Raw genomic sequence first — 26917 nt, forward strand, 5'->3', positions numbered from 1 at the left:
CACCGGGAGACAACACGTGAACCGTCTGGCTGCTCGCTGCCTTCTCCGGCTGACCGGGGACAACCCCATCGTCGACGACCACCGCGTGCACGGGGTGCGCACGCTGCCCGGCGTGACCTTCCTCGACATCGTGTACCGCCTGCTCCGCGAGCGCGGTGTCGAGCCGGGCGACGCCGGGCTCAGCGACGTTCTCTTCGTCGAACCGCTCACCACCACCGAGGACTTCGACCGGGAGATCACGGTCCTGCTGGAGCCGGACGGCGACATCACCCGGGTCACCGCGACCAGCCGGCGCGTGCGCGACGGCGCCCCGGCCGACGACGGGCGGACCACGCACCTGCGGGCCATCCTCCGCGTCGGCCTGCCGGCCCTGACCGGATCGCCGCTCCCGGCGGGAGCCGGGCCGTCGCGCGACATCGGCGAGGTCTACACGACCGGCAGGTCGGTCGGGATCGAGCACCGCGACTTCATGCGCTGTCACGGCACCATGCGGGTCACGGCCGACACGGTACGGGCGCAGCTCGCGCTCGGTGCCGAGGCGCGGGCCACGGCGGACGACTTCATGCTGCACCCGGCCCTGCTCGACGGGTCGACCATGCAGGCGTACGCGCTGGCGTTCGCCGGGGCCGGAGCCGACGAGCGGCCGCTGATCCCCCTGCACATCGGGGAGTTCCGCGCGCTGCGGCCGCTCGGCGACACCTGCACGGTGGAGATGCGGCTCGCCCCGGCGGGCCCGGCCGCCGACATCGTCAAGGCCGACATCGACCTGTACGACGCCTCGGGCGCGCCGGCCGCCCGATTCACCGGCCTGGTCCTCAAGCGGGTCCGCTCCACCGAGGCGATCACCCGGCTCACCGCCTCGGCCACCGCGGCACCCGCGCCCATGGCCACACCCACCCCCACGCCGGGCGCCTCGCTGCGCGCCGAGATCGTCGAACTGGTCCGGCAGGTCGCGGCCGACCCGGACCTGCTGGAGGTGGAGGGCGACCGCGGCTTCTACGACCTCGGTCTGGAGTCGACGGACCTGCTCGCCCTGGTCCGCTCCTTCGAGGAGCGGTGGAACATCACGCTCTACCCGACGCTGCTGTTCGAGTACCCCACCGTCGACGCGGTCACGGAACACCTGGCCGGCCTCGTCCCGGACCGGCCGCACACCGAGGCGCCGACGCCGTACGACGACACCCCGGCGACCACCGCCTGCCTGACCGGAGCGTGGCAGCCGGCGGCCTGGCCGGACCCGCCGTCGACCGGGTCCCTGCTGGTCATCGGCGACGCCCGGCTGCGGCCGGATCAGATCACCGCCCGGCGCGGCCCGGCTTTCCGGCGGCTGGGGGAGCGGGAGTACGAGCTGCGCCCCGACGCGCCGGAGGACCTGCGCGCCCTGCTGGCCGACCTGCCCGGCGCCCCGGACGGGGTCGTGCAGGTGGGCCCGCCGGCCGGCGATGACCTGCCCGCGCGGGTGGAGACCGCGTGCCGGGAGATGCTGGCGCTCGCCCAGGTGCTGTTGGACGCGCCGGTGCCGGTGGTGCACGTCGCCCGGCCGCTGGTCGCCGCGGCGGTGGCCGGAATGGCCCGCACCATCCGCCTCGAACAGCCGCGCCTGGCCGTGACCGTGGTGGAGTGCGACGGCGACCCCGATCCGCGGGCCGTGCTCGCGGAACTGTCCGGCTCCGGCGAGACCTGGGTGCGGCACGACGGCGGCCGGCTCGTCCGTCGCTACCGCGAGACGGTGCCCGGCGGAACCCGGCCGCTCCGGCCTGGCGGTGTCTACCTGATCACCGGTGGCGCGGGCGGCCTGGGCCGGGCGCTCGCCGCGTTCTTCACCGCACAGGGCGCCACGGTGGTCCTCGCCGGGCGCACCCCGCCGAGCCGGGAGCCGGACGCCGAGTTCGTGCGCGCCGACGTCACCGTGGCCGCCGACGTGCGGGCCCTGGTCGACGGGATCGTCGCCCGGCACGGCCGCCTCGACGGGGTGGTGCACACCGCCGGGGTCCTCAGGGACGGCCTGCTGCCCGGGAAGTCACCGGCCGACCTGTCGGCGGTCCTGGCGCCCAAGGTGCTTGGCACGCTGCTGCTGCACGACGCCACCCGGCGGCTCGGCCTGGACTTCTTCGTCGCCTTCTCGTCGGTGACCGGCGTCGCGGGCAACATCGGGCAGGCGGACTACGCCGCGGCGAACGCCTTCGTCGACGCCTACGCTCGTGAGCACGGGTTCACCTCGGTCGCCTGGCCGCTGTGGGCGGACGGGGGCATGCGGACCGACGCGGCCACCGAGGCGGCGTTCCGGCGGCAGGGCCAGGTACCGCTGCCGACCGGCACGGGCCTCGAGATCCTCGACGCGATCCGGGACCACCGGGGCGGCGAGGTCGTCGTGCTGCACGGACGACCCGAGCACGCCCGCCGGGCCCTGGAACTGCGCGAGCCGCAGACCGACCCCGTGGCCACGAGCGCGGAACCGTCCGCGGCCGCGGTCCGCGACTCCGCCGCGGCGACCGTTCTCGAACCCCTCCCGGCACCCGCGGGCGACCCGCGGCCGTCCGGCCGGGACATCGCCGTGATCGGTGTGGCCGGCCGCTATCCGATGGCCGCGGACCTGGACCGGTTCTGGGTGAACCTGCTCGACGGCCGCGACTGCGTCACCGAGATCCCGGAACGGCGCTGGCGGCTGGCCGGCTTCTTCGCACCCGAGCGGGCCGCCGGGCGCTCGTACAGCAAGTGGGGCGGCTTCCTGGACGGGATCGACGAGTTCGACCCCGCGTTCTTCCGGATCACCCCGCGTGAGGCCGAGGGCATGGACCCGCAGGAACGGCTGTTCCTCCAGACCGCGTGGCACGCGTTGGAGGACGCGGGCATCACCCGCGCGGCGGTCGCCGGCCGGCCCGTGGGCGTGTTCGCCGGGGTCATGTTCACCCAGTACCAGATGCTCGGCCTCGGCGCCGAGGAGCGGCTGCCGGTGCTGCCGACCTCGTTCACCTCGGCGGTCGCCAACCGGGTCTCCTACTTCCTCGACGCGCGCGGCCCCAGCCTCGCGCTGGACACCATGTGCTCGTCGTCGCTGACAGCGCTGCACCTGGCCTGCGAGAGCCTGCGCTCCGGAGAGAGCGAGCTGGCGCTGGCCGGCGGCGTGAACCTGATCGTCCACCCGTACAAGTATCTGCACCTCAGCCAGGTCGGGTTCGTCTCGACGGACGGGCGGTGCCGGGCCTTCGGCGCCGGCGGCGACGGGTACGTCCCCGGCGAGGGCGTCGGCGTCGTCGTCCTCAAACCCCTGGCAGCCGCCGTGGCGGACGGCGATCGCGTGCTCGCGGTGATCAAAGGCAGCGCCGTCAACCACGGCGGGCGCGCCGGCGGCTTCTATGTCCCGAACCCGACGGCGCAGGCGGACGTGGTCCGGCAGGCGCTGCACCGCTCCGGCGTGGACCCGGCCACGGTGAGCTACCTGGAGGCACACGGCACCGGCACCGCCCTCGGCGATCCGGTGGAGATCTCCGCGCTCGGCCGGGTCTTCGCAACCGGCGGCACCCGGCTCGGCTCGGTCAAGTCCGGCATCGGGCACCTGGAGTCCGCGGCGGGCATCGCCGGGCTGACCAAGGTGCTGCTGCAACTGCGGCACCGCACCCTGGTGCCCTCGCTGCACGCCCGACCGGCGAACGAGGCGATCGACTGGGAGCACCTGCCGCTCAGCGTCCAGCAGGACGCCGGCCCGTGGCACACCACCGGGGACCTGCCCCGGCGCGCCGGCGTCAGCGCGTTCGGCGCCGGAGGCAGCAACGCCCACGTCGTCGTCGAGGAGTACCCGCAGCCGGCCCCGGCACCGGGCACCGGAGACGGCCCCCAGGTGGTGCTGCTGTCCGCGCGCACCCCGCGAGCCCTGCGCCTGCTCGCCGAGCGCTACGCCGAACTGCCCGTGGGGGACCAGCTGGCGGACCTGGCCGACGCGGCCGGGCTCGCCGGTGCCGACCGGGACGCCTCCTTCGAGGAGCTGGGCCTGGACGCGGACGATCTGCACCGGCTGATGCAGGCCGTGGCCGCCCGAAGCCACGGCCGGCCGCCCCGGGTGGACGCCCAGTCGAGCCTGTCCGCCCTGGCCGCAGCACTGGGCGGCGCCGTCTCGCTGGCGGACATCGCCCACACCACGCAGGTCGGGCGCGACGCCATGACCGAGCGGCTGGCCGTGGTGGCCACCGACGCCGAGGAACTCCGCGCGGCGCTGAGGGCCTTCCTCGACGGCGACGCGTCACGCGTGCACCGGGGACGCGCCACGGAGCCGGTCGACGCACCCGCGTCGACCGACCCGGACACACTGGCCGCGGCCTGGGTGAACGGCGCCGCCCCGGACTGGGGCGTGCTGCACCGCGAACGGCGGCCCCGCAAGACCTCCCTGCCCGGCTACCCCTTCGAGCGGGTGCGCTGCTGGGTCGGAACCGCCACCGACGCCACCGACGACACCGGTGCCACCGTCCCGGACACCGCTGACGCGCCCGCCGTGGCGGCGCCGCGCGCGGTGCCGGTGTCCCTGGGCGCCGACGTACCGCGGTGGGAGCCCTGCCCCGCCCCCGGACGGGTGACGCCGGACGGACCGGTCGTGGTGCTCCACGCACCGGAACGGAGGGCGCTGGCCGCCGAACTGGCCGTCCGGCATCCCGGCGCGCAGCTCGTCGAGATCGGCGACCCGGTGGCCGCGGACCCGCGGGTGGTGTACCTGCTCACCGGCCCGGCGCCCACGACCGGATCCGAAGCCGCGCGGGTCGCCGCCGGGGAAGCGGCCGGGGTCCGGGCGCTGGCCGCGTACGCCCGCCGCTGGGCCCGGCTGCGCGAGATCGACTGGATCGTGGTCACCGCGGGGGCGGCCGCCCCACCCGGACGACGCCTCACCGACCCGTACGCGGCCGGGGTCCACGGCTTCGCCCGGGTCCTGGAGAACGAACACCGCAAGTGGTCGGTCGCCGTCGTCGACCTCGACCCGGCCCACCTGAGCGCGGACCTGCCGGCCCCGGCGCCGCGCGGAACCCGGATCGCCTGCGCCGGGACGACCGTGCACCGGCAGGTGCTGCGCCCGGCCCCCGCCCCGCACGGCCCCGAGCTGCTGCGCCGGGGCGGCCGCTACCTGATCGTCGGGGGCGGCGGCGGTATCGGCCTGGCCATGGCCCGCAAGCTGGTCGTGGAGTGGGACGCGGAGGTCGTGCTGGTGGGCCGTCGGGAGCGTCCCGACCTGGCGGCCGAGCACCGGATCCGCTACCTCCGCGCCGACGCCGGAGACCCCCGGCAGCTCGCCGCGGTGCTGGAACAGGCCGGCCAGGTGCACGGCATCATGCACGCGGCGATGGTGCAGCGCTCCCGTCTGGTCCGTGACCTCTCCGACGACGATCTCACCGAGAGCCTGGCGGCCAAGTCCGGTGCCGCCGCCACCCTGGTGGACGCGATCGGCGCGTCCCCACTCGACTTCCTGCTCTTCTTCTCCTCCGCCCAGTCCTTCCTCGGCGAGCCCGGCCTCGGCAACTACGCCGCCGGATCGACCTTCCTGGACGCCTACGCGCACACCCTCGACGCACGCCTGCCCTATCCGGTCCGGGCCGTCGACTGGGGTTTCTGGGGCACGGTCGGCTCCGTCGCCACCGACAAGCACCGCGCCGCACTGACCGCGGCCGGATTCCACTCCATCACCCCGGACACCGGCTTCACCGCGCTGACCGAGGCGCTGCGCCGGCCTGCTCCGCAGCTCCTGGTGGTGCCCGGCACCGCGGCACTGCGGGAGCGGATGACCCCCAGCGAAGGGACGACACCGGCCGTGACACCTGCCGACGCGCTGCTGACCAGCGCCGACCTGCGGGTCGTCGACGATTTCCACAATGTGGACCAGGAGATGACCACCATCGCCCGTGGTGCGCTGCTGGCCGTGCTGCACGAGGCGGGCGCCTGGCACGGACCCGACCCGGACGCGGCCGAGGTCGCCCGGCGCGTGGGCGTCGCCCCCCGTTACGACCGCCTGCTGCACACCCTGCTGACCATGCTCGCCGACGGGGGAGCGCTCACCGTCCACCAGAACCGGTTCCGGCCGGACCGGGCCGCGCTGGGCGAGGCCCTCGCCGGAGGACACGCCGCACGCCTCGCCGCACTGGCCGCGGCCCACCCCGAGTCCGCGGTCTTCGTCGAACTGCTGCGCCGCTGCCTCGACCGCTACCCGATGCTGCTGCGCGGCGAACTGCTCGCCACCGACCTGCTGTTCCCCGCCTCGGGCACCTCCGCGATGGAGCGGATCTACCGGGGCAACCCGATCAGCGACCTGTACAACGACGTGCTCACCGCGCGGCTGCTGGCGCACGTCGGCCGTCGCCGGGAGCAGCTGCGAGCCGGCGAGCGGATCCGGATCGTCGAGGTCGGCTCCGGCACCGGCGGCACCACCGCCGGTCTGCTGCGTGCCCTGGCTCCCCACGGCGACCACCTGGAGTACTGGTACACCGACCTGTCGGTGGCGTTCCTGGCCCACGGCCGCCGGGAGTTCGGCACGCGGTACCCGTTCGTGCGGTTCAAGCGCCTGGACCTCGACACCGACCCCGTCACCCAGGGCTTCCCCGCGGACGGCTTCGACCTCGCCGTCGGCGCGAACGTCCTGCACGCCACCTCGGACGTGAGCCGCGCCGTGCGGCACCTGCGCACCCTGCTGCGCACCGGCGGGCAACTGCTGCTCAACGAGCTCACCACGGTCACCCTGGCCGCCACCGTCACGTACGGGCTGTTCGACGGCTGGTGGGCGCACACCGACACGCACCTGCGGCTGCCCGGATCGCCGCTGCTGGACGTGGCCGGCTGGAACGCGGTGCTGACCGGTGCCGGGTACGACCGGTTCCAGGCCCTGCCCACGGACGGTGCGACCAGCCGCAACTTCCAGCACGTCGTGGTGGCCACCGCCGCGGCACGCGTCCCGGAACCGGCACCGGCACCGGCACCGACACCCGTGCCGGTCACGGCGCAGGCCCCGGCTGACGACGCCGCCTCGTTCACCGCCGAGCTGCTGGCACTGACCTCCGCCGCCTCCGGCATCCCCGCCGCGGATCTCGACCTGGACACCGAGATCGGTGACTACGGGTTCGACTCGGTCAGCTACGCCCTGCTCGCCGGGCGGCTCAACGACACCTTCGGTTTCGACGTGACGCCCGCCCTGTTCTACGAGACCGCCACCCTGCGCGCGCTGGCCGCCCGGCTCCAGCGGGACTACGACGCCACCCTGCGGGAACGGTACGCGCGGGCCGTAGCGGAGACGACGGAGGCCGAGGCGCCGCGGGCCCCGGCGGCGCGGACCGTGAGCGACGACGCGGAGACGACGGAGGCCGAGGCGCCGATTCCCGCCCCCGCGCCGCAGACCGGAACCGACGACGCGATCGCGGTGATCGGCATGGCCGCGCGCCTGCCCGGCAGCCGCGACCTGGACGAATTCTGGAACCACCTGGTCGCCGGGGAGGACCTGGTCACCGATGTGCCCGCGGACCGCTGGGACTGGCGATCGCTGCCCGCCGACGTACCCGCCCGGCGCGGCGGCTTCATCAGCGACGTCGACATGTTCGATCCGCTGTTCTTCGGCATCTCGCCGCAGGAAGCCGCCGGGATGGACCCCCAGCAGCGGCTGCTGCTGGAGGGTGTGTGGACCGCGCTGGAGGACGCCGGTCTGCCGCCCGGCACGCTCGCCGGCCGGCCGGTCGGGCTGTTCGTCGGCGCGGGATCCAGCGACTACGACGAGATCCGGCGCCGCTCGGACCTGCCCGTCGACGCGCACGCGGCCACCGCGACCGCACACTCCATCCTGGTCAACCGGGTCTCCTACCTGCTGGATCTGCGCGGGCCGAGCGAACCGGTCAACACCGGCTGCTCCAGCTCCCTGGTCGCCGTCCACCGCGCCGCCGCGGCGATCCGCTCCGGGGAGTGCGACATCGCTGTCGCCGGCGGCATCAACCTGATCCTGTCGCCGCACAACCACCTGCTGCTCAGCCGCACCGGCATGCTCAGCCCGTCCGGGCGGTGCCAGGCGTTCGACGCCCGCGCGGACGGGTTCGTCCGAGGGGAAGGGCTGGGCCTGGTCGTGCTGACCCGGGCCGGTGCGGCGGGCCGGCACCGGATCCGGGGGCTGCTGCGCGGCTCCGCGGTCAACCACGGCGGCCGGGCCCGTTCGCTGACCGCGCCCAACCCCGCCGGACAGGCCGCGATGATCGTGCGCGCCCACACGGAAGCCGGCGTCGACCCGGCCACCGTGGGCTACCTGGAGACCCACGGCACCGGCACCGAGCTGGGCGACCCCGTCGAGATCAACGGACTGCGGCTGGCCTTCGACGAGCTGGCCCGCCGCCACGGTGGGCCGCTGCCCGGGGAACCGTTCTGCGGGCTGGGCGCGGTCAAGGCAAACATCGGGCACCTGGAGTCCGCCGCCGGTGTCGCCGGGTTGCTCAAGGTCCTGCTGGCGATGCGCCACGGCATGCTGCCGCCGGTCGCCGGACTCGGGGAGCCGAACCCGCACCTGCGGCTGGAGGGCAGCCCGTTCCAGCTGATCCGGCAGGCGACCCCCTGGCATCGCCCGCCGGGCGGTGGCCGGCGTCGCGCCGGGATCAGCTCCTTCGGCTACGGCGGAGTGAACGCCCATCTGGTGGTGGAGGAGCCGGACGAGCCGGCGGTCCCGGCGGCGTCGGCGCCCTCGGCGGGTCCGCTGGTGTTCCCGCTCTCGGCCCGGACCCCCGAGGCGCTGCACCGCTATGCGACCGCGCTGCGTGCCGCCCTGGACTCGGACGTCGAACTGGTGGACGTGGCCCACACGCTGCGGCACGGCCGGGACGCGATGACCGAACGGCTGGCGGTGACCGCCGCCGACCGGCCGACGCTCGTCGCGGCCCTCGGCGCGGCGATCGACGGCACCGGCCACCCCGCGCTGGCCCGCCCCGACGGCGTCGCACCCGCCGACCGGTGGGTGGCCGGAGCCGAGGCCGGCTGGCCGGACACCGGCGGCACGCTGATCCCGCTGCCCACCTACCCGTTCGAACGACGCCGGTGCTGGGTCGGCGCGGAGCCGGAGCAGCCCGCCGTACCCGGCGAGCCCGCGGGCGTCTACGCGCCGCGCTGGCAGCCCGTCGCGGACATGAGCACCCGGCCGCCGGCCGACGGACCGGTCTGGCTGCTCGGCGGCGACGACTACCCGGCGAGCGACGTGCACCGGGTCACCTCCAGGTCGTTGGACTCGCTGCCCACACCCACCGTCGTGCACGCGGTCGTCACCGGCGGCGAACCCGCCGTCCGGGAGCTGTTCCGGGTGATCCGGCACCTGCAGACCCGCCCGGCCGGCGCGGGCGAGCTCACCCTGACCGTGGTCACCCGCGCCGCCGCGGCGGTGGACGGACCGATCACCGACCCGGTCGCGGCGGCCGCGCACGGGCTGCTGAAATCGGCCCGTCGGGAGTGCGAGAGGTGGCGGATCAGCGCGATCGACGTCGGCCCCGGTGACCCCACCACGGTCGCCGCCGCCACGCCGGGCGACTACGCCCTGCGCTCGGGTCGCTGGTACCAGCAGGTGCTCCGGCCGCTCGACGACACCCGTGCCCGGCCGGTGTTCCGCGACGGCGGGACGTACGTGCTGGTCGGCGGCGCCGGGGACGTCGGCCTGGACCTGGCCGAGCACCTGGTCCGGGAACACCGGGCCAGGGTGGTGCTGATCGGCCGGACCCGCCCGGACGGCGCCCGGGCCGCCCGGATCGCCGCGTTCGACCCGGCCGGCACGTCCGTGGAGTTCCACCAGGCCGACGCCCGCGACGCGGAACGGATGCGGGCGGTGTTCGACCGGATCGGCGTGATCCACGGGGTGGTGAACGCGGCGACCGTGGCGCGGGACCGCTCTCTGGCGGCGCTGGACGAGGACTGGTTCGCCGAGGGGCTGCACGCGAAGACCCGGACCACGCTGGCGGTCGCCGAGGCGATCGGCGGCCGCGACCTGGACTTCTTCGCGATCTTCTCCTCGCTGCAGTCGTTCCTGGGCAACCCCGGCCAGGCCGCGTACGCCGCCGCCTGCACGGCCCAGGACGCGATCGGGCAGGCACTCGCCGCCCGGCTGCCCTTGCCGGTCCGCGTCCTGAACTGGGGGCCGTGGTCGGGCTCGGCGCTCACCGAGCGCCACCGGGACCGGCTGGCCGCGGCCGGTCTTCATCCGCTCCCGCCCCGTACGGGCATCGAGGCACTGGCCGGCGTGCTCGGCCGACAGGAGGTTCAGGTGGTGGTCGTGTCGGGTACCGAGAAGGCGCTGGCCGGAATCGGCGTGCGCACGCCCGACCCGGAGCCGGCCCCGCCGGCTGTCACGTCGGCCATGCCGCGGCCCGGTTCGCCGGATGCCGAACCGTGGCGTGCGGCGGTGGCCGCCGACCTGCTGGCTCTGGTGCGGGGCGTGGCCGGGCTGCGCGCCGACGAGCTGACCGAGCACGACCAGCTCAGCCGGTTCGGCTTCGACTCCATCATGTACACCAAGCTCAGCCACCAGGTGAACGTGCGCTGGAACCTGGACGCGACCCCGGCGGCGTTCTTCGGGGTGGCCACCGCCGGCGAGCTGGTGGCGAAGATCATCGAGGAGTACGGGGAAGAGCTGGCCCGGCACTTTCTGCCCACGGCACCGACCAGCTCTCTTCCCGAGCCTCCCACCAGCTCTCTTCCCGAGCCTCCCACCAGCTCTCTTCCCGAGCCCCCCACCGGCTCGCTTCCCGAGGCGCCCACCGCTGCGGTCGTCGCCACGGCTGCGGCTGTTCCACCAGGGGCCGCCCCTTCGTCCGGACCGGTCTTTTCCGGCGGGGCCGTCGCACCCTCCGGTCGGATCGCGGGCGCCGGAGCCGCCAGGGTGACGGAACCCGCCGGTGCCGACGGCGTCGCCATCGTCGGCATGGCCGGGATGCTGCCCGGCTCCGACGACCTGGACGAGTTCTGGGCCCACCTGGCCGCCGGCGACGACCTGGTCACCGAGATCCCCGCGGACCGCTGGGACTGGCGGCGCATCCACGGCGACCCCGAACCGGGGGAGTTCCGCACCACCGCCCGCTGGGGCGGGTTCCTGCGCCGGGTGGACCTGTTCGACGCCGACTTCTTCGGCATCTCGCCCACCGAGGCGGTCGCGATGGACCCGCAGCACCGGCTGGTGCTGGAAGCGACCTGGACGGCGATCGAGGACGCCGGTATCCGGCCCTCCGACCTGGCCGGCACCGACACCGGTGTCTTCGTCGGCAGCAGCACCTACGACTACTTCGAGCTCCAGCACGCACTGGGGGTGCCGCTCGACGGGTACAACACCGTCGGCCGGGCGCACGCCATCCTGTCCAACCGGGTGTCGTACCTGCTGGACCTGCACGGCCCGTCCGAGACGATCGACACCGCCTGCTCGTCGTCACTGGTCGCCGTGCACCACGCGGCCGAGGCGATCCGGCGCGGGGAGTGCACGGTCGCGCTGGCCGGCGGCGTCAACGTGATCGCGTCGCCGACGCTGTTCGTCGACATGAGCCAGGCCGACATGCTCAGCCCGGACGGCCGCTGCCGCGCCTTCGACGCCCGCGCCAACGGCATCGCCCGGGCCGAGGGGGTGGGTGTCGTGGTGCTCAAGCGGCTCGCCGCGGCCCTCGCGGACGGGGACGTCATCCACGGCGTGCTGCGCGGCAGCGCGATCAACCACGGTGGCCGCAGCAACTCGCTCACCGCGCCGAACCCGGCCGCGCAGGCCGCCTGCATCGTGGCCGCGCACCACCGCGCCGGGACCGACCCGCGCACGGTGACCTACGTGGAGACCCACGGGACCGGTACCGAACTGGGCGATCCGGTCGAGATCGAGGGCCTCAAGACCGCCTTCCGGCGGCTGTACGCCGAGCACGGCACCGACGGCACCGGCCACCGGGTCGCGCTCGGCGCGGTGAAGAGCAACACCGGTCACCTGGAGGCGGCCGCCGGCGTGACCGGGCTGATCAAGGTGCTGCTCGCCATGCGCCACCGCGAACTGCCCGGCAACCCGCACCTGGAGACGCTCAACCCCTACCTGCGCCTGGACGGCAGTCCGCTGCACGTGCTGCGCGACCGTGAGCCGTGGCGGCGCGTCACCGGCCCGGACGGCACCGAGGTGCCCCTGCGCGCCGGGTTGAGCTCGTTCGGTCTCGGCGGTGTCAACGCGCACCTCGTGCTGGAGGAGTTCCGCACCGGGCCGAGCGCCGGTCGCACCGGGCCGTACCTGTTCGTGCTGTCCGCCCGCGACGCCGAGCGGCTGCGCGGCACCGCCGAGAACCTGGCCTGCTGGGCGCGGGACGCCGACGCGGTGGACCCGGCCGCCCTCGCCTACACGCTGCAGACCGGCCGGGAGGTCTTCGCCGAGCGGCTCGCCGTGGTCGCCGACGACCTCGCCGGACTGGTCAAACGCCTGGAGGAGTGGCTGGCCGGCACGACCGCAGACGGCGTCAGCGCGGGCGACGGGCGGGGGACCGGCACGGCGCTGCTGCTGGACGGCCCCGAGGGACGCCAGTACCTGCGCACCGTCGTCGCGGCCGGCAAGCTCGACAAGATCGCCCGGCTGTGGGTGGACGGCGTCGCGATCGACTGGGCCGAGCTGTGGCCGGGGGAACCGGTCCGCCGGGTTCCGGCGCCGACCTCCGCCTTCGCCAGGCAGAGCCACTGGATCACCCCCGGGCCACGGTTCGACCAGGCGCAGGCGGCTGCGGCCGGGCTCGCCGGAATCGACGCGGAGCAGGCGGCCGACGTATGGACCGAGCCGGCGCCTGCCGTACCGGTACCCCTGTCCGAGCCCGCGCCGGCACCGGCCGGTACGGACGCCGCCGCGTCGGCACCGGTCGTCACGGACGCCGCCGCGGCGGCCGTACCGGTACCCGCGTCCGAGCCGGCGCCGGCAGCGGCCGGTACGGACGCCGCGGGCGACCCGGAGGCGGCTGTGCGGGACCGCGTCCGCACCCTGCTCGCCGCGCACCTGGGCATGGCACCGGACCGACTGCCGCCCGACCGGGTGCTGTCCGACGTCGGTGTGGACTCGCTGGGGCTGCGCCGCCTCAGCCGTCGCCTCGGCGCGGCCTACGGCGTCGACATACCGGCCCGCATGTTCGGCGTCGGACAGACCGTGCGCGCTCTGGCCAGGGCCGTGCACGACAGGTACGGACCACTGCCCGCGGCCGCCGCACCCGAGCCGACACCCACGCCGACCGCCGCGTCCGGGCCGGTGTCCACGCCGGTCGTGGTGTCCGAGCCGGCGTCCATGTCGGCCGGGGCATCCGAATTGGCGTCCATAGCGATCGCCGCGTCCGAGTCGGCGGCCACGCCGGGCGCCGCGCGTGAGTCGGCGGCCACTCCGGTCGCCGTCCCCGAGCCGTCCCCCGCACCCGCCGCCGCCAACGGAGTCGGCGCACTGCTGGCCGGGCTGCGCGACGGATCGGTCACGGTCGACGACGCGCTGGCCGAGCTGCGGCAGGGGAGCGTCCGATGAGCCCGGCACTGCGCGAGGTCCTCGCCGCGGTCGCCGCCGGCGAGCTGCCGGACGAGATCGCCGAATCGCTGCTGCGCGGCCTGACCGAGCCGGTGCCCCAGCCGGTGCCGGGGCCCTACCCGCTCAGCCGTGGCCAGGCGTCGCTCTGGGCGATCCACGCGAACCGGCCCGGCACCACCTCCTACAACCTGCCGCTGGGGCTGTGGCTGGGCGACGGGATCGACCCGGACGTGCTCACGCGGGCCCTGATCGCCGTCGTGGAACGGCAGCCGGGACTGCGGATCGCCGTCCGGCTGGACGGGACCACGCCGGTGCAGGAGATCACCGAGCGCCCCGCCGAGGTGATCCGCCTCGACCTCGGGCATGTCACCGACGGGGAGTTCGCCGCACGTGTCCGGCGCCTGGTGCACACCCCCTTCGACCTGGAGCACGACCCCCTGCACCGGATGTGGCTGATTGCGGCCCCCGGTGGCCGGACCCTGCTGCTCCTGGTGTTCCACCACATGATCACCGACGGGATCTCCAGCCACCTGCTGCTGCGCGACATCGTTGCCTGCCACGACGCGCTGGCCGGACGAGGGGTCCTGCCGCCGGTCGAGCCGGCCACCCCGTACCGCGAGTTCGTCCGCAGCCAGCGGGAACTGCTCGACGGGCCGGAGGCCGAGAACCACCGCCGCTGGTGGCGCGACCGGCTGGCCGGTGCCTCCAGCGGTCCGGTCCTCGACGCGATCACCGATCGGCACCGGGGCGGGCCGCCCACCGCCGACACCGGCGAGATGGTGCAGTTCCGGCTGCCGGAGGCCACCTGGGCGGCCCTCCGTCAGGTTGCCGGCGCGGCCGGGCTGACCCCGTTCAGCGTGCTGCTGGGTGCCTTCGCCGCCCTGCTGCACCGGCACTCCGGTCACCGCGACATCAGCGTCATGGTGCCGACCGACGGCCGGATCTCCGAGCGGTTCGACCGCACCGTGGGCTATCTGATCAATCCGGTGGTGGTACGGGTCGACTGCGACCCGCGGCGCAGCGTCGCCGAGCTGATGACCGCCGTGCACGACCACATGGCGCAGGCCGAGGAGCACAGCTCCTACCCGTTCGCCGCCGTGGTCGGTGACCTGCGCGGCGCCGGTGACACCGCGGCCTCCTTCGACATCGGCTTCTATCTGCAACAGGGCGTCGGCGGCGACCAGGACATGGCCGCCGGGCAGACCGTCTTCCGCGACGCCCTGGCGCTGACCCAGGAGGGTGAGAACCCGCTGGTCGTCGAGGTGGTGGTGCGCGGGCCGGAGGCGCTGGTCTACCTCAAGTACGACCGTGAGCTGTTCGACCCGGCCACCGCCGAGCGGCTGGCCGAGCACTACCGGCTGCTGCTGGAAACCGTGGCCGCCGACCCGCGGCAGCCGATCGGCGGCCTGCCCCTCACCACCGCGGCGGAACGCGCCCTCGTCGACCGGGCCAACGACACCCGGGCCGCCCGGCCGCGCGCGACGACCGCGGCCGGCCTGGTGCTGGCCCGCGCGGCGTCGGCCCCGGAGCGGCTGGCGGTGGTGGACGCCGACGGTGCCACCAGCTACGGCGAACTGGCCCGGCGGGTGCACGCACTGGCGCGGACCCTCGGCGCGTCCGGCGTGGGCCGCGGCGACCTGGTGGGTGTGCTGTCCGGACGACGAGCCGCCATGATCGTGGCGATGCTGGCGGCGCACACCGTCGGTGCGGCCTACGTGCCGCTCGACCCGGATTTCCCGGCCGCCCGCCTCGCGCACATCTGCACCGACGCCGGTCTCGCCGCGGTCCTGGTCGACCCGGCGTACGCCGACCGCCTGCCGGCCGGGACACCGGGCGCCCGCATCCCGCTCGGCGACCCGGGCGACGCCGCCGCGGGCGACGCCGCCGCGGGCGACGCGGCCCCGGACAGGCAGGGCGCCTGCCACGACGACGATCTCGCGTACGTGCTCTACACCTCCGGGTCCACCGGCCGTCCCAAGGGCGTCGAGGTCACCCACGGCAACCTGGTCAACTTCCTCACCGCGATGGCCGACCGGCCCGGGTGCGCCGCCGACGACGTACTGCTTGCCGTCACCACGGCCGGGTTCGACATCGCCGGCCTCGAACTGCTGCTGCCGCTCACCCGGGGCGCCACCGTCCACATCGCCCCGGCCGAGGTCACCCGGGACGGCTTCGCGCTGGCCGGCCTGCTCGACAGCAGCGGCGCGACCATCGTGCAGGCCACACCGGCCACCTGGCAGATGCTGCTTGCCGCCGGCTGGCGCGGCCGGATACCCAGGCTGCTCTGCGGCGGGGAGGCGCTGAGCACCGAGCTGGCGGCCGACCTGCTCGACCGCTCCGGCGAGCTGTGGAACATGTACGGCCCGACCGAGACCACCATCTGGTCCTCGGCGCTGCGGGTACGCCGCGACCGGCCGATCACGGTCGGCACGCCGATCGCGAACACGACCTTCCACCTCGCCGGGCCGGACGGTGGCCCGGTCCCGTTCGGCGCCACCGGGGAACTGCTGATCGGCGGTGACGGCGTCGCCCGCGGCTACCGCGGCCGCCCCGAACCGACCGCTGAGCGTTTCGTCGAGGAGGACGGGCGGCGGCGCTACCGCACCGGGGATCTGGCCCGGTGGACCGAGACCGGCGAGATGCTGCTGCTCGGCCGCGCCGACCGGCAGATCAAGCTGCGCGGGCACCGGATCGAACTCGGTGAGATCGAGGCGGCGATCCGGCGTACCGGCGCGACCGGCGAGGCGCGGGTGGTCCTGCGCGAGGAGCGGCCCGGGCATCCGCGCCTGGTCGCCTTCGTCGTCGCCGAGCCCGCCGCGGCCGCGACGGTCGCCGGGCGGATCGAGGAGTGGCTTCCGGCGTACATGATCCCCTCCCGAACCGTGCCGATGACCGCGCTGCCGATGACCCCGAACGCCAAGATCGACGCGGTCCGGCTCGGCGGCGGCTCCCTGGACGAACTGATCCGCGAGTTCGGCCACGCCGAGCTGCCGCGGGAGCCCCGGCCGCACGACGACGGCCGGCTGCTGGCCGTCCTGCGGGAGCTGACCGCGGGTGTGGCCGGGGTGGCGCCGCAGGACATCCCGGTGGACCGGCCGCTCGGCGAGGCGGGTTTCGACTCGGTCGGTTTCACCCGGCTCGCGATGGCGGTCCGCACCCGCTTCGGCGTCCCGATCAGCCCCACGCTCTTCTACGCGCACCCCGCGCTCAGCGCACTCGCGGCCCACCTCGACGCCGACCACCCGGGCGCCTTCACCGAGACCCAAGGCGGGGCCGCAGCCGAGACCGGCGCCGGGACCGCAGCCGGAGCCGCAGCCACGACCGAAGGCGAGGCCGAGTCCGTCCCGGCGGTGGCCGCCGCCCGGGTCTCCGGGCCCGCGGTACCTCCCGCGGCCCTCGGCTACCCGCCCGTGGCGATCATCGGCGTCGGCGGTCGGCTGCCCGCCTCCGGGTCGCTGCACGAGTTCTGGACGCACCTCGCCGAGGGCCGCGACCTCACCGCGTCGTACCCGCTGGAGCGCGGCTTCTCCGCGCGGGTGTTCCCGGAGCGCTTCCGCGGCTCGTTCGTGCGAGACGTCGACGCTTTCGACGCGGGGCGGTTCCGGATCTCGCCGCGCGAGGCGGCCCAGATGGATCCGCAGCACCGGCTCCTGCTGCACGCCGCGGACGAGGCCCTGCTCGACGCCGGACTCGTGCCCGCGGCGCTGGCCGGGAGCCGTACCGGGGTGTTCGTCGGTCTCAGCGGCGCCGACTACCTGAGCCTGCTGGGCCCGGGCTCGCCGGAGATGGGCGATCACTTCCTGATCGGCAACGTCGCCTCGATCGCGGCCAACCGCATCTCCTACGTGTACGACCTGCACGGCCCCAGCGCGGTCTACGACACCGCCTGCTCCAGCTCCCTGGTGGCCATCCACCGCGCGGCCCGCGCCCTGCACCTCGGCGACTGCGAACTCGCCCTGGCCGGCGGCGCGAACCTGTTGCTGTCCCCGCACGGCTTCACCGGTCTGCGCCGCGCCGGCATGCTCAGCCCCGACGGGCGGTGCAAGACCTTCGACGAACGTGCCGACGGCTACGGCCGGGGCGAGGGCGTGGTCCTGCTGGCGCTCAAACTGCTGGAGCGCGCGATCGCCGACGGCGACCCGGTGCAGGGCGTCCTGATCGGCTCGGCCGAGAACCACGGCGGCCACACCCACTCGCTGACGGTGCCCAACCCGCAGGCCCAGCGGGACGTCCTGCTCGCGGCGCACCGGGCGGCGGCGGTGCCGCCCGACACCATCGGCTACATCGAGGCGCACGGCACCGGGACGCCGCTCGGCGACCCGATCGAGGTGGACGCGCTGCGGGAGGCGTTCGGGCAGCTCTACCGCGACTGGGGGCGGCCGGTCGTGGCGGGACGCACCGGGCTCGGCTCGGTCAAGTCCAACATCGGCCATCTGGAGGCCGCCGCCGGCGTCGCCGGCGTGGTGAAGGTGCTGCTGAGCATGCGGCACCGCCTGATGCCCGGCCTGGCCGGCCTGGGTACCCCCAACCCGATGATCGACCTGGCCGGCAGCCCGTTCCGGCTCCAGGCCGAGGCACAGCCCTGGGAGCCGCCGGACGGCGTGCCGGCACGCGCGGGCGTCAGCTCCTTCGGGATGGGTGGCAGCAACGTACACGTCGTCGTGGCGGAAGCGGAGAAGCACTGATGGGTATCAGCACCGAGGACCGTGCCGCCCGGCTGGTCGTCCTGTCGGCCGGCGGCCGCGACCAGCTCGACCGGTACCGGGCCGAGCTGGTCAACTGGCTGCAGGCGCACCCGGAGGCGGCGCTCGACCGGATCGAGAGCACCCTGCGCACCGGCCGCGAGGAACTGGCCGAACGCCTCGCCGTGGTCGTGACCAGCGTCGCCGAGCTGACCGATCGGCTGCTCGACGGCACCGGGGTGGTCACCGGCACCGCCGGGCCGGCCACCGGCGAGCCGGTCCAGGCCTCCGACCTCCACGAGACCGCCCGGCTCTGGGTCGCGGGCACCCCGGTCCGCTGGCCGGAGCGGCCGGAGCGGCCGGAGCGACCGGAGCGGCCCGAGCGGCATGGCCGGCGTCCGGCCCGGCTGTCACTGCCGCAGCCGCCGCCGGTGACCCGCCGGTACTGGATCAAACCGCCCGCCGCCCTCACCGCCGGGCCGGCCGAGCGGCTGCTCACCGGCGACGAGTTCTTCCTGCGCGACCACGCGCTGGGGCAGGTGCGCATCCTGCCCGCCGTCGCGGCCCTGGAGTTCGCCGTCGACGCCGCCGCCCGCGCCGGGCACGGGCGCGCCACCGGCGTCGAGAACGTCCTCTGGGCCCGGCCGGTCCTGTGCACCGGCGAACCGGTCCGGGTACAGCTGCGCTTCGTGCCCGTCGCCGACGGTGTCGCCTACGAGCTGCGGCGCGTCGACGGCACCCCGGACGGCGAGCTGTGCTCCACCGGCACCCTGCGTTTCGGCGCCGCCGCACCGGCCCCGTCCCTCGACCTGGCCGCGATACGCGCCCGCCTGCCCCGGGCCGCCTCCGCGGACGACTGCTACGCGGTCTTCGCCGCGCTCGGCGGCGGGTACGGACCGAGCCTGCGCGGGCTGCGGTCCATGCGGTCCGTCCAGGGCGAGGCGCTGGCCGAGGTCGCCGTTCCCGACGCCGCGGACCTGCCGTTCGACGACTTCACCCTGCACCCGTCGCTGCTGGACGCCATGCTGCAGGCGGCGCTCTGGACCGCCGCCGACCCGTCCGCGCCCCGGCCCCGTGAACTGCCCTTCTCCATCGACCGGGTGGAGATCCTCGGGCCGCTGCCGGATCACGGGTACGCCCATGCCGTCGCCACCGCGTCGGGCCACGACATCGCACTCGCCGACACCGACGGCCGCATCGCCGTCCGGCTGCACGGCGTGGTCACCCGCGCCGTCAAGGATCCGGCCGACGCGGTGGCCACCCACCTGCTGGCGCAGCGCTGGCAGGACGCCCCCGCCCGCCGCGGCGCCCCCGTCGGCCGCACGGTGTTCCTGGGAGCCGACGAGGACGCGCCCCTACCGGACTCCGGCCCGCTGGTGGTGGTCCGCCTGGGCGACGACGACCCGGTGCCCGGCCTGGTCCGGCTCTTCCGGACCTGGGCCGCGCGGCCCAACCGGCAGCCGGTCCGGGTGCTGCATGTGTTCCGCCCGTCCGGTACCGCCGCCGACGCCCGGCTGCTGGCTCTGGACGGCATGGCGCGCAGCATCGCCAACGAGCACCCGGACTTCCGCGCCGCGGTGATCGCGACCGACGACACCGACCTGCGGGCCGTCGCTGACGTCGAGGCCGCGGCGGACCACGAGTTCCGGGTCCGGTACACCGCGGCCGGCCGTCAGGTCCCCCGCTGGGAGCCGATCGTGCCCGCCCCCGCACCGGTGCCGCTGACACCGGCCGGGACGGTGCTGGTCACCGGTGGCGCGGGCGCGCTCGGCCGGCACCTCGTCACCCATCTGGGCCCGTCGGCGCGGTACGTGCTCACCGGCCGGTCCGCCGACGCCGACCTGACCGCCCTGCGCGACGCCGGGCTCGATGTCCACTACCTGCCCTGCGACCTGGGCGTACCGGGCGCGGCCGAGCGGCTGGTCGAGCACGTCCACCGGATGTTCGGCCCGTTGCGCGGGGTGCTGCACCTGGCCGGGACCACCCGTGACGCGTTCCTGCTGCGCAAGACCGACGAGGACATCGCCACGGTGCTGGGGCCGAAGGTCGACGGCACGCTCGCACTGGACCGGGCCACGGCCGCGGATCCGCTCGACTTCTTCGTCTGCTTCTCCTCGATGTCCGGCGCGGGCAGCCCGGGCCAGGCCGACTACGCGTACGCGAACCGCTTCCTCGACGCGTTCGCGGCCTGGCGGCGCGGCAGCGACCGGCCCGGCCGCAGCCTCAGCGTGCTGTGGTCGCTGTGGGCCGACGGCGGCATCCGGATGGACGCCGACGACGCCGCCCAGGCCCGTATCGCCGGCCGCGCCGGGCTCCGTCCGCTGCCGACCGCAGACGCCCTGCGCGCCTGGGACCGGGCGCTGGGCCACGACGGCGATCACGTGCTCGTGGCGCACGGCGAGCCGGATCGCATCCGCGGTCTGCTCGACCCGCCCGCGCAACCCGCGCCGGCTCCGGTTCCGGTTCCGGTTCCGGCGGCGGCCACCGGGCCGACCACCGCGGCCGCCGAGGACTTCCTGCGCGGCGTGCTGGCCGAGGTCCTCGACTACCCGTCGGAGGACATCGACGCGGACACCGCCTTCGAGCAGTACGGCATCGACTCGCTGCTGATCATGGATCTGACCCGGCGGCTGGAGGACCACTTCGGATCACTGCCGAAGACCCTCTTCTTCGAGTACCAGGAACTGCGCGGGCTCGCCGGCTGGTTCGCCGAGCAGCATGGCGGCCGCCTCGCCGAACTCACACCGGCTCCGGCTCCCACGCCGGTTCCGGCGCCGGAACCGTCATCGGTGTCGGCACCGGCACCGGTCGTCCCGGAAGCCGTAGCGGCCGTACCGGTCGCCGTCCCGAGGGGCGACCGTCCCACGCCGCCCGCCACGAACGTCCCGGAGCCCATCGCGATCATCGGCGTCGCGGCCCGGTTCGCCGAGTCCGACACCCTCGACGAGTTCTGGGCGAACCTGCGCGCCGGCCGCGACCTGGTCACCGAGATCCCGGCGGACCGCTGGGACTGGCGCGCCTACGACAAGGCCACCCCGGCGGACCGCGCCGCCGAGTACAGCCGGTGGGGCAGTTTCCTGCGCGGCATCGACCGGTTCGACCCGCTGTTCTTCGGTATCTCCCCGCGGGAGGCGGAGATCATCGACCCGCAGGAGCGGCTGTTCCTGCAGACCGCCTGGCACGCCATGGAGGACGCCGGGCTCACCCGGGCCGACCTGCGCGCCCGCCGCGTCGGTGTGTACGCCGGCGCCATGTACGGCCTCTACCAGCTCCACGAGGCCACCGACGGACGTATCGGAGCGTCGTCGCACGCGTCCATCGCCAACCGGGTCTCGTACACCCTGGGCGCGACCGGCCCCAGCCTGGGCGTGGACACCATGTGCTCCTCGTCGCTGACGGCCATCCACCTCGCCGTGCGCGACCTGCGGTCCGGTGAGGCCGAGATGGCCCTCGCCGGGGGCGTCAACCTGCACGTCCACCCGTACAAATACCGGTTCCTCGGCCAGGGCAGCTTCACCTCCAGCGACGGGCGCTGTCGCAGCTTCGGCGCGGACGGCGACGGCTACGTGCCCGGCGAGGGCGTCGGCGTGGTGCTGCTCAAGCCGCTGTCGGCCGCCGTCCGCGACGGCGACCACATCCACGGCGTCGTCCTGGGCAGCTCCGTCAACCACGGCGGCAGGACCAACGGCTTCACCGTGCCCAACCCGGTCGCCCAGAGCGACCTCGTCGAGCGGGCGATGGCCGAGGCCGGGGGCGACGCCGCCACACTCGGGTACCTGGAGGCGCACGGAACCGGCACCGCGCTCGGCGACCCGGTGGAGATCCGGGCGCTGGGCCGCGCGCTGGGCGCCTCCGGCCTGCCCCGGGGCAGCCTGCCGATCGGCTCGGTGAAGTCCAACATCGGCCACCTGGAGTCGGCCTCGGGCATGGCCGGGCTCTGCAAGGTGCTGCTGCAGATGCGGCACGGGGAACTGGTGCCGTCGCTGCACGCCGACCCGGTCAATCCGAACATCGACTTCGACTCCACGCCGCTGCGGGTGCAGACCGAGGCGGCCCCGTGGCCGCGCCGGGACGGCCTCCCGCGCCGCGCCGGGATCAGTTCGTTCGGCGCGGGCGGAGCCAACGCCCACCTGGTGGTCGAGGAGTACGTTCCCGGGCCGGCGCCGGCCGCCGCTCCGGGACCCTGGCTCTTCCCGCTCTCCGCCCGCACCCCGGAGAGCCTGCGCGCGCTGGCCGAGCGGTTGGCCGACGCCGTGCAGAACGGCCTCGCCGACCGGCTCGCCGACGTGGCGCACACGCTGCAGCACGGCCGCGAGGCCTGGGCCGACCGCATGGTGGTGCTCGCCGCCACGGCGGACCAGCTGGTCGCTCGGCTGCGCGCGGGCACCGGGCCCGGCGTGTGGACGGGCACCGTCCGCGGCCGTGCCGCCTCCCGCGCCACCGCTCCGACCGCCACGGACCCGGCCGCCACCGACCCGGCGGTCCTGGCCGCCGCCTGGACCGCCGGCGCGACCGTGACCTGGCCCGGCACCGGCCGGCGGCTGCCCCTGCCCGGCTACCCGTTCGAGGAGCTGCGCTGCTGGCTCACCGAGCGGATCTGGGCGCCGCCGGCGGCGCGCGGCCCGGCCCCGCATCCGCTGCTGGACGAGATCGAGCCGGCCGACAGCGTGGACGGCCTGACCTACCGCACCGCCTTCCCCCCGGAGCACCCGCTGATCGACGGACACCGCGTCGGCGACCTGCGGCTGCTTCCCGCCGCGGCGGTCCTGGAGATGGCCCGGGCCGCCGCCGCGAGCGCCGGGTACCGGGCGCCGGTGCAGCTGCGCGACGTCCGGTGGCTGCGTCCGCTCGTGGTCACCGAGGCCGCGGCCACCGCCCGGACCCGACTGCACCGCGACGGCGCCGGCCTGGCCTTCACCCTGCTCGGCGACGGCGGCGACCGGCTGGCCGAGGGCGTTGTCGAGGCGATGGCCGACGACCTGCCGGAGCCGGAGCCCGTACCGGTCGAGCTGATCCGGGCCACCCTGCCGCATCGGCACGACGGCGCGGACATCTACGCCGACCTGGCCGGAGCCGGCCTGGTCTACGGCCCGGCGCTGCGCGCCGTCGAGTGGATCGCCTCCGGCGCCGACGAGGCGCTGGCGAGCCTGCGCGTGCCGGCCGAAGCCGCTCGGTTCGCCGGCTGCGCACTGCCACCCGCCCTGGTCGACGGTGCCCTGCACACGTTCGCCGTGCTGCGCGACCGCGCCGGCGGCCCGCCCATGGTGCCGTTCGCACTCGCCGCCGCCGAGGTGTTCGGACCGCTGCCCGAACAGGTGTACGCCCATGTCCGCGCCGTCGGCCCGGACCGGTACGACCTGACTCTGACCGACCCGGACGGCACCGTTCGGGTCCGGCTGCGCGACCTGTCCCTGCGCCCGGCTCCCGCACCGCGGACGTCCGGCGCCGGGCCCGCGGAGCCCGCCGAGCCCGCCGAGCCCGCCGAGTCCGCCGTGACCGGGCGACCCGTCGACGACCTGATGTACCTGCCCCGCTGGTCCCCGGTACCTGCCGAGCCGTCGCCGGCGTCCGGCTCGGACACCTGGCTGATCCGTCCGGCCTCCGCCGCGCCGCTCGCCGCCGCCCTCGCCGCCCGGCTCGGCGGCTCCGTCACCGAGATCGAGCCCGAGCACTTCACGGCACCGGCCGGGCGCCCCGGCCAGGTGATCGTGCTCTCCGGCCCGGCGCGAGGACGCACCGATGACCCGGCCGCCCTCGAACTCGCGCAGGAGCGCGGCGTCCTGGCCCTGTTCCGTGTCGCCAAGGCGCTGCAACGGTCCGGCGCACCGGTACGGCTGACGGTGGTCACCGAGGACGCGCTGAGCACCGGCACCGAACCGGTCCGCAACCCCTACGCGGCCGGCATGCACGGGCTGGCCCTGTCCCTGGCCCAGGAACATCCACGCTGGCGGGTGGCCGTGGTCGACCGTTCCTCGGCCGACCCGATCTCCGCGGACGTCCTCGACGTGCCGGCCGGCGGCCCGTACGCCCTGCGCGCCGGTGTCCTGCACCGGCGGAGCCTGGTCCCCGCCGCCACGACACCGCGCGAGACGATCCGCCACGGCGGGGTCTACCTGATCCTCGGCGGTGCCGGAGGACTCGGCCTGGAGCTCACCGAGTGGTTGGTGCGCGGCTACCGGGCCAAGGTCGTGCTGGTGGGGCGCAGTGAACTCGACGCCGACCGCCGCGACCGGCTGCGCCGCCTCGACCCGGCCGGTGAGCTCGTCTCGTACCGGCGGGCCGATGCCACCGACCCGGCGGCGCTGGGCGAGGTGGTCGCGGCGGTCCGGGCCGAGCACGGCGCGCTGCACGGGGTCGTGCACGCCACCATCGTGCTGCGCGACCAGACCGTCGCCACGATGACCGAGGACACCTTCCGGGCCGTGCTGGACGCCAAGACCCGTACGTCGGTGGCACTTCACCGCGCCCTGGGCGATGCCGACGGGCTCGACTTCGTGCTGTTCTTCTCCTCGGCCGTGGCCCTGTCGGGCAGTGCCGGGCAGGCCAACTACGCCGCCGGATCGACCTTCGAGGACGCGTTCGCACACCACCTCGACGATGTGCTGGCCGCCCGCTCGGCCGTCATCAACTGGGGCTACTGGGGCACCGTCGGCATCGTCGCCGACGACCGGCACCGCGAGCGTCTGGCCCGGACCGGGATCCACTCGATCACCCCGGCCGAGGGCATGGCGGCCGTGCACGCCGTGCTCGGGCGCACCGACCGCCAGGTCGTGGTGATCAAGGCGACCGCCGAGGTGCTCGCCGCCGCCGGAGTCGAACGCCCCACCGCAGGGCAGCCCTGCGACGAGCTGGCACCCGCGGCGGCAGCGCTGCCGCCGGTGGCCCGGCTGTTGACCGAGTCCGACCAGGCACGTCTGGACGAGGTCGTGCTCGGCTGGCTCTGGGAACTGTTCCGGGGCGAAGGGGTGTTCCGGACCGGCGGCGAACGGTGGACCGCCGACGCGCTGCGGGAGCGGCTGCGGATCGCCGACGTGCAGTCCCGGCTCTTCGCCGAACTGCTGCGCGTGCTCACCGTCGCCGGTTTCCTGTACGACGACGGCGGCGCCCTGACCGCCACGGGCCGCCCGGCCCCCACCGACCCGGAGAACGACCTGGTCGCGCTCTGCGCACGGCAACCCGCGCTGAACCGCATCGACCGGCTGCTGAGGCCCTGCATGCACCATCTGTTCGGGGTGCTCCGCGGCACCGTCCGCGCGACCGAGGTGATGTTCCCCGGCGGCTCCACGGAGCTGGTGGAGGGCGCCTACAAGGGCAGCCCGGTGGTCGACCGCGCCAACGAACTCGTGGTCGCCGCCCTGCTGGACCGGGTGGGCCGGCTCGGCGGACCGGTCACGGTCGTCGAGGTCGGCGCCGGAACCGGCGGCACCACCGCGAGCCTGCTGCCCGCCCTGGCCGCCACCGGCGCGGAACTGGCGTACGTCTACACAGACATCTCGCCCGCCTTCCTGCAGCACGGCCGGCAGCGGTTCGCCGAGCGCTACCCGATGGTGCGCTTCCAGCAGCTCGACATCTCCGGCGACCCGCTCACGCAGGGCTTCCCGCCCGGCGGCGCGGACATCGTGGTCGCGGCGAACGTCCTGCACGCCACCCCGGACCTGACGCACACCCTGCGCGCGGTCGCGACGCTGCTCAAGCCCGGCGGGCAACTGGTGCTCAACGAGGCCACCAGCAACGTCGTCACCGCCACGCTCACCTTCGGTCTCCTCGACGGCTGGTGGCTGCACCGCGACACCGGCCTGCGTCTGCCCGGTTCGCCGCTGCTGTCGGGCCCCGGCTGGCGCACCGCGCTGGACCTGGCCGGGTTCGCCCGCAGCCGGGCGTTCCCCGCCGACGAGGGGCTCACCCAGCACGTCGTCGTCGCGGAGACGGGCCAGGCCGGGCCGGTGCCCGTCTCCGCACCCACGGCGGAGCCGGCCCCCGCCCCCGCCGCCGACCCCGCCCCCGCCGCCGAACCGGCGTCCGAGCCGCCCGCCGACGGCGCGGACCGGCTCGTCGAGGCCGCCCGTGAATACGTCAAGGACGCGTTCGTCCAGGTGCTCCAGGTGCCCCGGGACCGGCTGTGGCTGGACGAGACCTACGAGAACTTCGGGGTCGACTCGCTCACCGTGCCCCGCATCGCCGACCTGCTCGCCGAACGCATGGGGGACCTGCCGGCCACGCTGCTCTTCGAGCACCCGACCATCCGCGACGTCGCCGACCACCTGGTCGAGCGCCATCCGGACAGCGTGCGGGCTCTGGTGGCCGACCAGCCCCGGCCCGCGCCGCCCGTGGTCACCGAGCGCCCCGAAAGGCCGGCCGGGACGGCGCCGGCCGCCGACACCCGGATCGCCGTCATCGGCGTCGCCGGCCGGTACCCGCTCGCCGACGACGTCGACAGGTTCTGGACCAATCTGCGAACCGGGCGGGACTGCATCCGCGAGGTGCCGGCCGGGCGCTGGGATCCCACCCGGGCACCCGAGGTGAACGGCACACCGGTCAGCCGGTGGGGTGGCTTCCTCGACCGCATCGACGAGTTCGACCCGCGGTTCTTCCAGATGTCGATGCACGAGGCGGAGCTGACCGACCCGCAGGAGCGGCTGTTCCTGCAGACCGCCTGGCACACCCTCGAAGACGCCGGCTACCCGCGGGCCCGGCTCCGCGGCAGCCGAGTCGGGGTCTACGTCGGGGTCATGTACGGCCACTATCAGCTCTTCGA

3 protein-coding genes (1 of these 3 cut by a window edge) are annotated in these 26917 nt (G+C 75.2%); all 3 read left to right on the forward strand.

All coding sequences use genetic code 11. The features are described from left to right. The first annotated feature begins 16 nt into the window (after positions 1 to 16). Tightly spaced (each overlapping or abutting the next), the 3 genes in view from ACFWPQ_RS20165 to ACFWPQ_RS20175 form a layout consistent with a single transcriptional unit that may run on beyond the window. Entirely contained in the window at positions 17 to 13480 is a 13464-nt protein-coding gene (locus ACFWPQ_RS20165; RefSeq protein WP_384036173.1) for an SDR family NAD(P)-dependent oxidoreductase, read from the forward strand. Beyond that, positions 13477 to 18165, forward strand: coding sequence for an amino acid adenylation domain-containing protein (locus tag ACFWPQ_RS20170; RefSeq protein WP_384036176.1), 4689 nt, complete (start codon positions 13477 to 13479; stop codon positions 18163 to 18165). Before ACFWPQ_RS20165 ends, ACFWPQ_RS20170 begins: the two co-directional genes overlap by 4 nt. After that, on the forward strand, positions 18165 to 26917 hold the 5' portion of the coding sequence (locus ACFWPQ_RS20175) for an SDR family NAD(P)-dependent oxidoreductase (RefSeq protein WP_384036179.1). 10372 nt of this gene lie beyond the right edge of the window; 8753 of the gene's 19125 nt are visible here — the first part of the coding sequence; its start codon is at positions 18165 to 18167; the stop codon falls past the right edge of the window. The genes ACFWPQ_RS20170 and ACFWPQ_RS20175 overlap by 1 nt, the downstream gene beginning before the upstream one ends.

It is taken from the genome of Streptomyces sp. NPDC058464 (assembly GCF_042721035.1).
In the GTDB taxonomy this organism is placed as follows: Bacteria; Actinomycetota; Actinomycetes; order Streptomycetales; family Streptomycetaceae; genus Streptomyces.

Coding starts and splice junctions, on each gene's coding strand:
- ACFWPQ_RS20170 (WP_384036176.1), top strand. CDS start 13,477: ATGAGCCCGGCACTGCGCGAGGTCCTCGCCGCGGTCGCCGCCGGCGAG.